General features: G+C 60.4%; 11 protein-coding genes. 8 read left to right on the plus strand and 3 right to left on the minus strand.

All coding sequences use genetic code 11. The features are described 5' to 3' along the window. Positions 1-145 precede the first annotated feature (145 nt). The 6 genes from fadB to VRB54_RS06990 all read left to right on the plus strand — a co-directional run bounded on the left by fadB (position 146) and on the right by VRB54_RS06990 (position 7,691). Complete coding sequence (gene fadB, locus VRB54_RS06965; RefSeq protein ID WP_209990103.1) at positions 146-2,293, plus strand: fatty acid oxidation complex subunit alpha FadB; 2,148 nt, start codon at positions 146-148, stop codon at positions 2,291-2,293. Between the two features lie 30 nt (positions 2,294-2,323). Beyond that, positions 2,324-3,499: an acetyl-CoA C-acyltransferase FadA gene (gene fadA, locus VRB54_RS06970; protein ID WP_003234046.1), complete on the plus strand. Its 1,176-nt coding sequence runs from the start codon at positions 2,324-2,326 to the stop codon at positions 3,497-3,499. A gap of 97 nt (positions 3,500-3,596) precedes the next feature. Further along, a complete protein-coding gene (locus VRB54_RS06975; protein ID WP_338480099.1) occupies positions 3,597-3,833 on the plus strand; it encodes a DUF1653 domain-containing protein in 237 nt (78 codons plus the stop codon). 114 nt (positions 3,834-3,947) lie between these two features. Further along, the gene (gene topA, locus VRB54_RS06980) at positions 3,948-6,569 is read left to right on the plus strand and encodes a type I DNA topoisomerase (RefSeq protein ID WP_338480101.1); all 2,622 of its coding nucleotides are present in this window, start codon (positions 3,948-3,950) and stop codon (positions 6,567-6,569) included. Positions 6,570-6,684: 115 nt separating this feature from the next. Continuing rightward, a complete protein-coding gene (locus tag VRB54_RS06985; RefSeq protein ID WP_338480103.1) occupies positions 6,685-7,206 on the plus strand; it encodes a DUF6586 family protein in 522 nt (173 codons plus the stop codon). 251 nt (positions 7,207-7,457) lie between these two features. Further along, positions 7,458-7,691 (plus strand): hypothetical protein, encoded by a 234-nt coding sequence (locus VRB54_RS06990; RefSeq protein WP_209990112.1) that lies wholly within the window; start codon positions 7,458-7,460, stop codon positions 7,689-7,691. Positions 7,692-7,749: 58 nt separating this feature from the next. Here the strand turns inward: VRB54_RS06990 and sulA are convergent, their stop codons facing one another. Then, positions 7,750-8,223, minus strand: a complete 474-nt coding sequence (gene sulA / locus VRB54_RS06995) for an SOS-induced cell division inhibitor SulA (RefSeq protein ID WP_209990116.1) — start codon at positions 8,221-8,223, stop codon at positions 7,750-7,752. Between the two features lie 8 nt (positions 8,224-8,231). After that, complete coding sequence (gene lexA / locus VRB54_RS07000; RefSeq protein WP_338480106.1) at positions 8,232-8,840, minus strand: transcriptional repressor LexA; 609 nt, start codon at positions 8,838-8,840, stop codon at positions 8,232-8,234. A 263-nt stretch (positions 8,841-9,103) separates the two neighbouring features. Between lexA and VRB54_RS07005 the strand changes: the two genes are divergently transcribed. Both VRB54_RS07005 and nagZ read left to right on the plus strand, forming a co-directional pair. Then, positions 9,104-9,811, plus strand: a complete 708-nt coding sequence (locus tag VRB54_RS07005) for a TetR/AcrR family transcriptional regulator (protein ID WP_003234056.1) — start codon at positions 9,104-9,106, stop codon at positions 9,809-9,811. A 135-nt stretch (positions 9,812-9,946) separates the two neighbouring features. Continuing rightward, positions 9,947-10,957 (plus strand): beta-N-acetylhexosaminidase, encoded by a 1,011-nt coding sequence (nagZ, locus tag VRB54_RS07010; RefSeq protein WP_338480107.1) that lies wholly within the window; start codon positions 9,947-9,949, stop codon positions 10,955-10,957. A gap of 268 nt (positions 10,958-11,225) precedes the next feature. Here the strand turns inward: nagZ and VRB54_RS07015 are convergent, their stop codons facing one another. Then, positions 11,226-13,931 (minus strand): DEAD/DEAH box helicase, encoded by a 2,706-nt coding sequence (locus VRB54_RS07015; RefSeq protein WP_338480108.1) that lies wholly within the window; start codon positions 13,929-13,931, stop codon positions 11,226-11,228. Between the last annotated feature and the right edge of the window lie 8 nt (positions 13,932-13,939).

The following is a 13,939-nucleotide window of genomic DNA, read 5'->3' on the forward strand; positions in this document are numbered from 1 at the left end:
TCAGATGCTTCATACATAACCCCGACTATCGCATTGGCGGGTGTGCCTGGCGGATGGGCGTGAACATCGAGCAAAACCTCAATGTCCAACCCTAGGCCAGCGTCCAGTGTGTACTGTTCAGCTTCCATATCGTGGAGATCAGTTGATGATTTACGAAGGTAAAGCCATCACGGTTAAGGCTCTTGAAAGTGGCATCGTCGAATTGAAATTCGACCTCAAGGGTGAGTCCGTCAACAAGTTCAACCGTCTAACCCTGAACGAACTGCGTCAGGCCGTAGACACCATCAAAGCGGATGCTTCAGTCAAGGGCGTGATCGTCTCCAGCGGCAAGGACGTGTTCATCGTCGGCGCTGACATCACCGAATTCGTCGACAACTTCAAGCTGCCCGATGCGGAGCTTGTGGCCGGCAACCTCGAAGCCAACAAGATTTTCAGCGATTTCGAAGACCTCAACGTACCCACCGTTGCCGCGATCAACGGCATCGCGCTGGGCGGCGGCCTGGAAATGTGCCTGGCTGCAGACTTTCGCGTGATGTCGGCGACTGCCAAAGTCGGCCTGCCCGAAGTCAAGCTGGGCATCTACCCGGGCTTTGGCGGCACCGTGCGCCTGCCGCGCCTGATCGGTGCCGACAACGCCATCGAGTGGATCGCCGCCGGTAAGGAAAACAACGCTGAAGACGCACTGAAAGTCGGTGCCGTCGATGCCGTGGTTGCCCCGGACAAGCTGGCTGAAGCTGCGCTGAACCTGATCAAGGGCGCCATCAGCGGCGAATTTGACTACAAGGCCAAGCGTCAGCCAAAGCTGGAAAAGCTCAAGCTCAACGCCATCGAGCAAATGATGTCGTTCGAAACCGCCAAGGGTTTCGTGGCGGGTCAGGCCGGCCCTAACTACCCGGCGCCGGTTGAAGCGATCAAGACCATTCAGAAGGCGGCTAACTTCGGTCGCGACAAGGCCCTGGAAGTGGAAGCGGCGGGCTTCGTCAAACTGGCGAAGACTTCGGCAGCTCAGAGCCTGATCGGCCTGTTCCTGAACGATCAGGAACTGAAGAAAAAAGCCAAGGCCTACGACGAGATCGCCAAAGACGTGAAACAGGCTGCCGTACTCGGCGCCGGGATCATGGGCGGCGGTATCGCCTATCAGTCGGCGTCCAAGGGCACGCCGATCCTGATGAAGGACATCAACGAGCACGGTATCGAGCAAGGCCTGGCGGAAGCCGCCAAGCTGCTGGTCGGCCGCGTGGACAAAGGTCGCATGACCGCGGCGAAAATGGCTGAAGTGCTTAACGGCATTCGTCCTACGCTGTCCTACGGTGACTTCGGTCATGTGGATCTGGTGGTCGAAGCTGTCGTCGAAAACCCGAAGGTCAAGCAGGCCGTACTGGCCGAAGTGGAAGCCCAGGTCAAGGACGACACCATCCTGGCCTCCAACACCTCGACCATTTCCATCACGCTGCTGGCTCAGGCCCTCAAGCGCCCGGAAAACTTTGTCGGCATGCACTTCTTCAACCCGGTACACATGATGCCGCTGGTGGAAGTGATCCGTGGCGAGAAGTCCAGCGAGCTGGCCGTTGCCACCACCGTGGCCTACGCCAAGAAAATGGGCAAGAATCCGATTGTAGTCAACGACTGCCCGGGCTTTCTGGTCAACCGCGTGCTGTTCCCCTACTTTGGCGGTTTCGCCAAGCTGGTCAGCGCCGGCGTGGACTTTGTGCGCATCGACAAGGTAATGGAAAAATTCGGCTGGCCCATGGGCCCGGCGTACCTGATGGATGTGGTCGGCATCGACACCGGCCACCACGGTCGCGACGTGATGGCTGAAGGCTTCCCGGACCGCATGAAAGACGACCGCCGTTCGGCGATCGACGCACTGTACGAGGCCAAGCGCCTGGGCCAGAAGAACGGCAAGGGTTTCTACGCCTACGAGGCCGACAAGAAGGGCAAGCAGAAGAAAGTGGCCGACCCGTCGGTGCACGAAGTGCTGGCGCCGGTCATCTATGAGCAGCGTGAGGTGTCCGACGAGGACATCGTCAACTGGATGATGATCGCCCTGTGCCTGGAAACCGTGCGCTGCCTGGAAGACGGCATCGTCGAAACCGCCGCTGAGGCCGACATGGGCCTGGTGTACGGTATTGGTTTCCCTCCGTTCCGTGGCGGTGCGCTACGTTACATCGACTCGATCGGTGTGGCCGAGTTCGTTGCCCTGGCTGACAAATACGCTGATCTGGGCCCGCTGTACCACCCGACCGCGAAGCTGCGTGAAATGGCCAAAAATGGCCAGAGCTTCTTCGGTTAAGCGCCCCCGGACATTAGAGCGAGACTATTTATGAGCTTGAATCCAAGAGACGTCGTGATTGTCGACTTCGGCCGCACCCCGATGGGTCGCTCCAAGGGCGGCATGCACCGCAACACCCGCGCCGAGGACATGTCGGCGCACCTGATCAGCAAGTTGCTGGAGCGCAACGTCAAGGTCGACCCCAACGAAGTCGAAGACGTGATCTGGGGCTGCGTCAACCAGACCCTGGAGCAGGGCTGGAACATCGCACGCATGGCGTCGTTGATGACCCAGATCCCGCACACTGCAGCGGGCCAGACCGTGAGCCGCCTGTGCGGTTCGTCGATGAGCGCGCTGCACACCGCCGCGCAGGCGATCATGACCGGCAACGGTGATGTGTTCGTGGTCGGTGGCGTGGAGCACATGGGCCATGTGAGCATGATGCACGGCGTCGATCCCAACCCGCACATGTCGCTGTACGCGGCAAAAGCGTCGGGCATGATGGGCCTCACCGCAGAAATGCTCGGCAAGATGCACGGCATCACCCGTGAAGCCCAGGACGCGTTTGGCCTGCGTTCCCACCAGCTCGCCCACAAGGCGACCGTGGAAGGCAAGTTCAAGGATGAAATCATCCCTATGAACGGCTACGACGAGAACGGTTTCCTCAAACTGTTCGACTACGACGAAACCATTCGTCCGGATACCACCCTGGAAAGCCTGGCGGCCTTGAAGCCAGCCTTCAATCCGAAGGGCGGCACCGTGACGGCCGGTACGTCGTCGCAAATCACCGACGGTGCCTCGTGCATGATCGTGATGTCGGCGCAGCGTGCCCAGGACCTGGGTATCCAGCCGATGGCGGTGATTCGTTCCATGGCTGTGGCGGGGGTTGACCCGGCGATCATGGGCTATGGTCCGGTTCCGGCCACGCAAAAAGCCTTGAAGCGCGCAGGCCTGACCATCGCCGATATCGACTTCTTCGAGCTCAACGAAGCTTTCGCCGCACAGGCCCTGCCGGTGCTGAAAGATTTGAAAGTGCTCGACAAGATGAACGAGAAGGTTAACCTGCACGGCGGCGCAATTGCCCTGGGTCATCCGTTTGGTTGCTCCGGTGCACGTATCTCCGGTACTTTGCTCAACGTGATGAAGCAAAATGGCGGCAACCTGGGTGTTGCAACCATGTGCATTGGTCTTGGCCAAGGCATCTCCACCGTCTTCGAACGCGTCTAAGCGTTGTTTGGCGGAACGCCGGGGCCCAGTGCCCCGGTTTTTGTTTTTTGGCGTTTTGTAATATTTTTTTTAACGAATTTTGTGAGGGGGCCGCAGCATGAAAGTCGAACCAGGGCTCTACCAGCATTATAAAGGTCCGCAATACCGTGTTTTCAGTGTGGCGCGACACTCCGAAACCGAAGAACAAGTAGTGTTTTACCAAGCACTGTATGGCGATTACGGCTTTTGGGTGCGTCCCTTGAGCATGTTCCTGGAGTCCGTCGAAGTTGACGGCGAGCAGGTCCCGCGCTTTGCTTTGGTGCAGGCCGAACCCAGTCTTTTTTCAGGGCAATAACGGCAGGTCGCGCAGAATGCTGCGCTTGACCTCACCTTGTTGCCACTATATATAGCGTTGCCGCGTCAGGCGCCAACTGCCTTTCACTTCTCGAATTCAGGAATTTTCCGATCCATGGGCAAATCGCTGGTCATTGTGGAATCCCCGGCTAAGGCCAAGACCATCAACAAGTACTTGGGCAACGAGTACGTGGTGAAGTCGAGTATCGGCCATATCCGAGACCTGCCCACCAGCGGTTCGGCTAGCGCCAGCAAGGAGCCTGCCGCCAAGCGCGGCAAGGCCGCCGCGGGCGAAGGTCCGGTACTCACGCCAAAAGAGAAAGCGCGCAAGCAGCTGGTCTCGCGCATGGGTGTGGACCCGGATCATGGCTGGAAGGCCAAGTACGAAATCCTTCCGGGCAAGGAAAAGGTCATCGAAGAGCTGCGCCGGCTCGCCAAGGATGCCGACACCATCTATCTCGCGACGGACTTGGACCGCGAAGGGGAAGCCATTGCCTGGCACCTGCGCGAAGCCATCGGTGGTGACGACTCCCGCTACAAGCGGGTGGTGTTCAACGAAATCACCAAGAAAGCCATCCAGGAAGCGTTTTCCAAACCGGGCGAGCTGGACATCGACCGTGTCAACGCCCAGCAGGCGCGTCGTTTCCTCGACCGCGTAGTGGGTTACATGGTTTCGCCACTGCTGTGGGCAAAGATTGCCCGTGGCCTGTCTGCCGGTCGGGTGCAATCGGTAGCGGTCAAGCTGGTGGTGGAACGTGAGCGCGAGATTCGTGCGTTCAACCCCGAAGAGTACTGGGAAGTCCACGCGGACCTCGGCACCGCCAAGGGCAACAATGTGCGCTTTGAAGTGGCCCGCGAGAAAGGCGAGGCGTTCAAACCGCTGAACGAAGCCCAGGCCATGGCCGCGCTGGAGAAGCTCAAGGCCTCCAGCTACAGCATCGTCAAGCGTGAAGACAAGCCGACCAGCAGCAAGCCGTCCGCGCCGTTCATCACCTCCACCCTGCAACAGGCCGCGAGCAACCGCCTGGGCTTCGGTGTGAAGAAAACCATGATGATGGCCCAGCGTCTGTACGAAGCGGGCTACATCACCTATATGCGTACCGACTCCACCAACCTGTCCCAGGACGCGGTGGCAATGGCGCGTACCTATATCGAAAGCGAATTCGGCAAGAAGTACCTGCCGGAGAAGCCAAACGTCTACAGCAGCAAGGAAGGCGCCCAGGAGGCTCACGAAGCGATTCGTCCTTCCGATGCCAACACTGAGCCGAGCAAGCTGAGCGGCATGGAACGCGACGCCGAGCGTCTGTACGAGCTGATCTGGCGCCAGTTCCTGGCGTGCCAGATGCTGCCGGCGCAGTACCTGTCCACCACGGTGAGCGTGGGTGCCGGCGACTTCGAGCTGCGTGCCAAGGGCCGTATCCTCAAGTTCGATGGCTACACCCGCGTGATGCCGCAAATCGCCAAACCGGGCGATGACGATGTACTGCCGGACATGGCCCAGGGCGACACGCTGAAGCTGATCAAGCTCGACCCGTCCCAGCACTTCACCAAGCCACCGGCTCGTTACTCGGAAGCCAGCCTGGTGAAAGAGATGGAAAAACGTGGCATCGGTCGTCCTTCGACCTACGCGGCGATCATCTCTACCATCCAGGACCGTGGCTACGTGGCGCTGCACAACCGTCGCTTCTACTCGGAAAAGATGGGCGATATCGTTACCGAGCGTCTGTCCGAGAGTTTCTCCAACCTGATGGACTACGGCTTTACCGCCGGTATGGAAGAGAACCTCGATGACGTGGCCCAGGGCGAGCGCGACTGGAAAAACGTGCTGGACGAGTTCTACGGCGACTTCAAGAAGAAGCTCGAAGTGGCTGAAAGCCCTGACACCGGCATGCGCGCCAATCAGCCGGTGATGACCGACATTCCATGCCTGACCTGCGGCCGGCCGATGCAGATTCGTACCGCGTCCACCGGCGTGTTCCTCGGCTGCTCGGGCTACAGCCTGCCGCCCAAGGAGCGCTGCAAGGCCACCGTCAACCTGGTGCCGGGCGATGAAATCGCCGCCGATGACGAGGGTGAGTCCGAGTCGCTGGTGCTGCGTGGCAAGCATCGCTGCCCGATCTGCAGCACGGCGATGGACGCTTACCTGCTGGACGAGAAGCACAAGCTGCACATCTGCGGTAACAACCCGGATTGCAACGGTTACGAGATCGAAGAGGGCACCTACCGCATCAAGGGCTATGAAGGCCCGAGCCTGGAATGTGACAAGTGCGGCAGTGAAATGCAGCTCAAGACCGGCCGTTTCGGCAAGTTCTTCGGTTGCACCAACCCGACCTGCAAGAACACCCGCAAACTGCTCAAAAGCGGTGATGCTGCGCCACCGAAAATGGATCCGGTGAAGATGCCCGAGCTCAAGTGCGAGAAGGTCAACGACACCTATATTTTGCGCGATGGTGCGTCGGGGCTGTTCCTGGCTGCCAGCCAGTTCCCGAAAAACCGCGAGACCCGTGCGCCGCTGGTGCTGGAAATCGTACCGCACAAGGACGAAATCGATCCCAAGTACCACTTCCTGTGTGAAGCGCCGAAGAAGGACCCGGATGGTCGCCCAGCCGTGATCCGCTACAGCCGAAAAACCAAGGAGCAGTACGTGCAGACCGAAGTGGACGGCAAGCCGACTGGCTGGAAAGCCTTCTACGACGGTGGCAAGTGGAAGGTGGAGGACAAGCGCCAGGGCGCTTGATTCACTAGTCTGTTAAGGTTGAAAGCCGTCTGTATAGACGGCTTTTGCTTTTTGTAGGAGCGAGTTTGCTCCCACACTGTCAGCATCAGGCTTATTCGTTGTGGAGATTGCCGTCATGGCCAACGAACTCTATACCCGTACCAACCAGAAAATTTACTTCGCGGGTTTGTCCCTGGAAGCCCTCGGCCGTGCCGAGCTAGGCAAAGAGATGAACGCTATCGCGCTGACCCAGGCCGGGCGGGAAGCAGCCTTGTTTCATCTGTATGGTGCGTTGCTGGGGCTGTGCCATGAAATCGCCGGGTACTACCGCCTGCCGCAGGCCGGTGCGCCCCGTGCGGAATTGATCATGACCCGCGAAGTGCTGCAAAGCATGGCTATTCCCGAGCTGGCCGAGTTGGTGGAAATGGCTCAGAGCCCGGACAGCTGGATAGCGCGCCTGCTCAAGGCCCATGCCGACATGTTCCAGCCGCCGCGAGTGCCCCATGTGCCCAAAGGCGATGTGACACAGCCGTTGATTGTGGCGATTTCGCTGGAAGACGATGAGCCCAAGCCGTTGAGCCGTGAGGAATTGGAAAGCTGGCGCCAGGAGCTGAAAAAGCTGGCGTTGCGCTTTCGCGAAGGTTTGAACGAGTGCTGAAGCGGGATCACTGATGCTCACAGATCAAAGCTGTGGGAGATTCCAGCGCCGTCGCGCAGCAAACTGGAGTTTCTTTGGCTAGCGGTTTTTTGTGTCTAGCGGGCTTGCCACAGGTGTGTGGTTGCCTGAAATAGCTCATGCTTTTGCGCTAAAGCGCCATTCATCAAGCCGTAAAGAAACCTCTTCAGTTCCACAGCGACGCCGGGTGGATGACTGATATAATCCCGGCCTTTCGTGGAGAACAGATTTTTATGCCGACGTCCTTTCTGGAAATTGTTGAACTGCCTGACGGCCGCATCGAACTGCGCCGGGCTGAGGACGAAGGTTCTCTGGTTATTCTGGACTTTTCCGAGGACGCCAAGGTGTTCCTGCAAGGCCAGCACGTGGAAGTGGCAAAAGCCATGTTGAGCGTGGGTGTGCAGATGGCCGGTCGCCTGGCGGAAGGTGAGCCGGAGAAAGACGATGGCCCGAAGGTGCTTCACTGAATCACTGCCAAGGCTGAATGGGTTTTTGTGGCAAGCCCGCGTGCCACAAAAACCCTGTTTACCCCAGTCGAATATTCAAACTCTGCGCATCGCCCATGCGAGCAGCACTGATCAGTTGCTGTTTGGTTGTCGGATTCAAAGGATTTAACCAGCTCACCACTGTATGGCTACGGCCCAGGCGCAATGCTTCGCAGGTTAACTGCTGGGCGCTTTGCAGGCCGCGTGGCTGCAGCAACAGGATGCGCTCGCGATTAAGGCCGGCGTCCCGCAGCCAGGCCTGAGTAAGGCTGGCGGGCGGGGCGATCAGCGTCAACCAGCGCGCGTCCTGCTCCTCGCTCAATTCCCGAAGGATCGGCGCCAGCAGGCTCAGGCAGTTCCCGGCAGCACCGCGCAACGACAATTCACTGAACGCCTCGGCCTCGGACCCCCACGGGGCCTCGACCGTTTCCTTGAGCAGCGGCGCAAGTGGTTGAGCCATGAAGGCCTCAAACAGCGACAGTTGTGCCTGTTGTGGGGTGTGCATGAACTGCATGATGCCTCCTAGCGGCGTATGACGCCGACACTCAAGCCTTCGATCACCAGGTCCTGATCTTTCAGGTTCACTTCAATCGGGGCGAACTCAGGGTTCTCGACCAGCAGCCAGACCTTGCTGCCTTCACGCTTGAAGCGCTTGACCGTCACTTCATCGCCGATACGGGCGACGACGATCTGGCCGTTACGCGCTTCGCGGGTGGTGTGCACTGCCAGCAGGTCGCCGTCGAAAATGCCCACGTCCTTCATGCTCATGCCATGTACCCGCAACAGGTAATCGGCGCGAGGGTGAAAGAAAGTTGGATTGATGTTGCAGGATTCCTCGACGTGCTGCTGCGCAAGGATCGGCGCACCGGCAGCAACTCGGCCAATGATCGGCAGGGTCGACTCGTCGGCCTTGGCTTCAAAGCCGGGGATGCGGATTCCCCGTGAAGCGCCTGGGGTCATCTCGATCGCGCCTTTGCGGGCGAGGGCCTTGAGGTGTTCTTCAGCGGCATTGGGGGATTTGAACCCCAGCTCCAGCGCAATTTCCGCTCGCGTCGGCGGGTAGCCGTTGTCATCGAGGCAGCGCTTGATAAAAGCCAGAATCTCAGCTTGGCGTGGCGTCAGTTTTAGCATGTTGATCGCTCTGTCTTTTTATACAGTGACTGGGATTATATACAGTGAACTGCGCTTGGCAATCATCCTTTTCCGCACCTCCGCTGGACGGTCATCCGGCAGGCTCCCCACAAGGCAGAGATAGCGCTGCCTACGCATCGTCAAGGATGTGATTAAATACCGGTGAAAAAGGTGACTGCCCGGCCGGAAAACGAACTCACAGGCTTGACAAGACATACCTTGAAACGTATGTTTCAAACAAGTGTTTGTCAGGCGGAGTAGCCATGGCCCAGTCGGAAACCGTTGAACGCATTCTCGATGCCGCCGAGCAATTGTTCGCGGAAAAAGGATTCGCCGAAACTTCATTGCGCCTGATCACCAGCAAGGCCGGGGTTAACCTGGCCGCAGTGAACTACCATTTCGGCTCGAAAAAGGCCTTGATCCAGGCGGTGTTTTCGCGCTTTCTGGGGCCGTTCTGCGCCAGCCTCGACCGCGAGCTGGAGCGCCGCCAGGCCAAGGCCGACCACAAGCCGAGTCTGGAAGACCTGCTGGAGATGCTCGTCGAGCAGGCCCTGGTGGTTCAACCGCGCAGCGGAAACGACCTGTCGATCTTCATGCGCTTGCTGGGCCTGGCGTTCAGCCAGAGTCAGGGCCACCTGCGTCGTTATCTTGAAGACATGTATGGCAAGGTGTTCCGTCGCTACATGTTGCTGGTCAACGAAGCCGCTCCGCGCATTCCGCCGATCGAACTGTTCTGGCGCGTGCATTTCATGTTGGGCGCGGCCGCGTTCAGCATGTCCGGGATCAAGGCGCTGCGTGCGATTGCCGAGACCGATTTCGGCGTCAACACGTCCATCGAGCAAGTGATGCGCCTGATGGTGCCGTTCCTGGCTGCTGGCATGCGCGCCGAAACCGGCGTCACCGACCCCGCCATGGCTGACGCCCAACTGCGCCCACGCAGCAAAACTGCACCCGTGCCCGCCAAGGTTTGACCGCTGCGGGTGTGCGTGGCTGCTTGCATCCGCTAAAGTAGCCGCCATGCCGATTTCAGCTATTTACTCGCAACCCGTCGTGCTCACCGTACCTGGTGAGGGCGACGGGTTGTGCGCGTTATTAAAGGAAGGTTTATGACTGCTGCCCTGCAAGGTTCTTTGATGGTCGACGTTGCCGGCACATGGCTGACGGCCGAGGATCGCCACTTGTTGCGCCAGCCTGAGGTAGGCGGTCTGATCATTTTTGCGCGCAATATCGAGCATCCGCGTCAGGTGCGCGAGCTGAGCGCAGCAATACGCGCGGTGCGTCCGGACCTGCTTTTGGCGGTCGATCAGGAGGGCGGTCGCGTACAGCGCCTGCGCCAGGGGTTTGTACGCCTGCCGGCCATGCGTGCGCTGGCGGACAACCCCAACGCCGACTACCTGGCCGAACAGTGCGGCTGGATCATGGCCACTGAAGTGCTGGCGGTTGACCTGGACCTCAGCTTCGCTCCGGTGCTGGACCTGGACTACCAGCGCAGCGCCGTGGTGGGCACCCGCTCCTTCGAGGGCGACCCCGAGCGCGCCTCTTTACTCGCCGGTGCCTTTATTCGCGGCATGAACAGCGCCGGTATGGCCGCCACCGGTAAACACTTCCCCGGCCACGGGTGGGCCGAGGCGGATTCCCACGTTGCCATTCCCAATGACGAACGCAGCCTGGAGCAGATTCGCGCCAACGACCTGGTGCCTTTCGCGCGCCTGAGTCGGCAATTGGCAGCGGTGATGCCGGCGCACGTTATCTACCCGCAGGTTGACGCCCAGCCGGCCGGCTTTTCGCGTCGCTGGTTGCAGGACATCCTGCGTGGCGAGTTGCAATTTGACGGGGTGATTTTCAGCGATGACCTGTCCATGGCCGGCGCCCATGTGGTCGGCGACGCCGCCAGTCGCATCGAAGCGGCGCTGACCGCCGGCTGCGACATGGGGCTGGTGTGCAACGATCGCGCGGCCGCCGAGCTTGCACTCACCGCCGCGCAACGGATGAAGGTCACGCCCTCTGCGCGCATTGCGCGGATGCGCGGCCAGGCAATTGCGTCGACGGACTACAAGCAGGACCCGCGTTGGATGGCGGCGTTAGGTGCGCTGCGGGACGCGCAGTTGATCGAGTGACAAGAGATGTTGCAGCCCCAGCGCTGGAGCGTGCTGATCCTTGCGCAGCGCATGCAGCAGAAACCCTGGACCGACGCACCCCGGTGAAGAACTTCCAAGCTGAGCACCGAATGCCTCTGTGGCGAGCGGGCTTGCCCCGCGTTGGGGTGCGCAGCGCCCCCAATCAAGGAAAACCCGGCCTATCTGACACTGCGCGGAGCCTGATTTTGGGGCTGCTTCGCAGCCCAACGCGGGGCTAGCCCGCTCGCCACAGAACCTCTCTATCCGGTCAACGCTTTTCCTGCTTGTTGGGCAACGGCGCAAACAATGCCTCAATATCGTCATTGCCCAACTGCCAATCCCCGGTGGTACGGCCGTCCAGTACACCCGCCGCCAAATCCGACTTTTCCTTCTGCAGGTGCTGGATTTTCTCCTCCACCGTGCCCCGCGCAATCATCTTGTACACGAACACCGGCTTCTCTTGCCCGATGCGGTATGCGCGGTCGGTGGCCTGGTTTTCGGTGGCCGGGTTCCACCACGGATCGTAGTGGATCACGGTGTCGGCCTCGGTCAGGTTCAACCCCACGCCGCCGGCCTTGAGGCTGATCAGGAATATCTGCAACTTGCCGCTCTGGAAGTCCTTGACCGGCGTGCGCCGGTCCCGGGTCTGGCCAGTGAGCAAGGCATAGGCGATCCCGCGCTGTTGCAGCTCCACTTCGATCAGGCTCAGCATCGAAGTGAATTGCGAGAACAGCAGCACCCTGCGCCCCTCGGCAAACAACTCATCCAGCATCTGCATCAGGCTGTCGAGCTTGCCCGAGCTGCTGCCATGGGCGGGCAGGCTGGCGTCGTTGACCAGGCGCAGGTCACAGCACACCTGGCGCAACTTCAGCAGCGCCTCGAGGATGATGATCTGGCTGCGCGCCACGCCCTTGCGGGTGATCTCGTCACGGACTTTCTTGTCCATGGCCAGACGCATGGTTTCGTACACGTCGCGCTGCGCCTCGTTGAGATCGACCCAATGAATGATCTCGGTCTTGGGCGGCAATTCGGTGGCCACCTGTTCCTTGGTGCGCCGCAACAGGAAGGGTTTGATCCGACCGTTGAGATGCTGCAAGCGCACCTCACTGGCGCGCTTTTCGATGGGCACGCGGTAATCACGATTGAAGCTTTTGACGTCCCCCAGCCAGCCCGGCAGCAGGAAGTGGAACAACGACCACAACTCGCCCAGGTGGTTTTCCAGCGGCGTACCGCTCAGGCACAGGCGCTGGCGTGCATTCAGCTCGCGTGCCGCCTGGGCCGCCTTGCTGTTGGGGTTCTTGATGTACTGCGCTTCATCGAGGATCAGCACGTGCAAGGGCAGGGCGGCGAGCTGTTCGATGTCCTTGGGCAGCAGCGCATAGGTGGTCAGCAGCAGGTCGTAGTCCTGCAGGCTCTGATCCTTCGACGGCGCGAAGTGTTTCTTGCGTCCGGCGCCGTACAGCGCCAGCACCTTGAGTTGCGGCGTGAAATGCGCCGCTTCGTCGAGCCAGTTGGGAATCAGGCTGGTCGGCATCACCACCATGCAGGGCCGGTCCAGGCGCCCGGCAGCTTTCTCCGTAAGGATATGCGCCAGGGTTTGCAGGGTTTTGCCCAGGCCCATGTCATCCGCCAGAATCCCGCCCACGTCCAGCTGGCGCAGCGACTGCATCCAGCTCAGTCCCTCCAGCTGGTAGGGGCGCAGCGTCGCATTCAAGCCTAGGGGCGCGACGCAGGTGAAGTCCTTGATGTCACGCAGGCGCTGGGCAAAGTTGCGGATCTTTTCGCCGCCTTCCCATTGCAGCGGCAGGTCTTGCAACGGGTTCAAGCGAATCGCGTCGGCCTTGGCCAGGCGCAACGTGGTGGTGCCCGGCTCCTGCAGATAGAACTCGCCGAGGGTGGCCAGCACTGGTTTGAGTCGACCGTACGGCAGCGCCACCTGCAGCGGTCCGTGGCCGTTGGGCAGGCCGGGGATATTCACCAGAATCAGCTCTTCATCGCGGCGCCGCGCCAGTTTCTCCGGGTTGAGAATTTCGGTGTGGGAGCGCATCAGGTTCAGCAGGATCGGCAGCAGGCTCAGGCGTTCGCCGTTGACGATGATGCCCAGCTCCAGGTCGAACCAGTCGCGCTCCGGCGCTTCGTCGACGCTGGCGTACCAGTCGTCCACCGGGCTCAGGTCGAAGCCGAAATCCTCATCGATCTGCAGCTCCCAGCCTTCGGCGTGCAAGCCTGGCGATGCATTGAGGGTGAAGTTCAGCCAGGCGCTGTCGTTGACCATTTCGAACAGTTCGCCAGCGCTCTCAGGCAACGCCTTGCTCTGGCGCGTGGCGATCTTGAAACCGAGCTGGCGCAGGCGCTCGCGATACGATTGCTCAAGCTCCGGGTGGCGTTTGATGCGCAGGCTCCGGGTTTCCTGGCGCACGATGATGTCGGCGTTTTTCTGCCCGCTGACGTAGTTGCCCAGGTAGTTGAACGACAACGCTGCACGGTGCTGGATATAACGCTGCATCTTGCCGTTGCGCGGTTCGAACGCGCTGAACTCGACACTGGCCAGCCACAGACGCGGTAGCGGCAGCACATCCTCCATCACCACCTGCGGCAGCACCACGCGGTTGTCGAGCACTGCCTGCAATTTACCCAGCAGCTCGGCGTCCTGCACCGCCGCCGGGTAGGCCAGGGTTTCCTGGACCTTGAGCAACACCGCCGCGATGTGTTTGCAGTTGGTGTGGACCGGGCAGGTGCAGCGGCTGTCCACCAGGATCAGCATGCCCTTGGCCGACTCGCGCAACGAGATGGTCTGGCGATAGACGTTGCCGCCCGAGCCCTCGCAACTGGCGACGATGGTGCTGTCGCCGGATTCGACGATGCGCACGCGGTTTTCCAGCGCATACCGCCGCCCGCGCTCCAGGCTTTGCTCCTTGAAGCGGTTGGCCCACGAGGGGGCCAGGGGTTTGGTCAGAGACGGCGTCAGGGACATGGCGCAGG

It is taken from the genome of Pseudomonas trivialis (assembly GCF_036864995.1).
In the GTDB taxonomy this organism is placed as follows: domain Bacteria; phylum Pseudomonadota; class Gammaproteobacteria; order Pseudomonadales; family Pseudomonadaceae; genus Aquipseudomonas; species Aquipseudomonas trivialis.

Excerpts from the sequence above, each read along its gene's own strand:
- VRB54_RS06985 (WP_338480103.1), top strand. The coding sequence starts at position 6,685 with ATGGCCAACGAACTCTATACCCGTACCAACCAGAAAATTTACTTCGCG.
- VRB54_RS07005 (WP_003234056.1), top strand. The coding sequence starts at position 9,104 with ATGGCCCAGTCGGAAACCGTTGAACGCATTCTCGATGCCGCCGAGCAA.
- lexA (WP_338480106.1), bottom strand. The coding sequence starts at position 8,840 with ATGCTAAAACTGACGCCACGCCAAGCTGAGATTCTGGCTTTTATCAAG.
- fadB (WP_209990103.1), top strand. The coding sequence starts at position 146 with ATGATTTACGAAGGTAAAGCCATCACGGTTAAGGCTCTTGAAAGTGGC.
- VRB54_RS07015 (WP_338480108.1), bottom strand. The coding sequence starts at position 13,931 with ATGTCCCTGACGCCGTCTCTGACCAAACCCCTGGCCCCCTCGTGGGCC.
- sulA (WP_209990116.1), bottom strand. The coding sequence starts at position 8,223 with ATGCAGTTCATGCACACCCCACAACAGGCACAACTGTCGCTGTTTGAG.
- nagZ (WP_338480107.1), top strand. The coding sequence starts at position 9,947 with ATGACTGCTGCCCTGCAAGGTTCTTTGATGGTCGACGTTGCCGGCACA.
- fadA (WP_003234046.1), top strand. The coding sequence starts at position 2,324 with ATGAGCTTGAATCCAAGAGACGTCGTGATTGTCGACTTCGGCCGCACC.
- VRB54_RS06975 (WP_338480099.1), top strand. The coding sequence starts at position 3,597 with ATGAAAGTCGAACCAGGGCTCTACCAGCATTATAAAGGTCCGCAATAC.
- topA (WP_338480101.1), top strand. The coding sequence starts at position 3,948 with ATGGGCAAATCGCTGGTCATTGTGGAATCCCCGGCTAAGGCCAAGACC.
- VRB54_RS06990 (WP_209990112.1), top strand. The coding sequence starts at position 7,458 with ATGCCGACGTCCTTTCTGGAAATTGTTGAACTGCCTGACGGCCGCATC.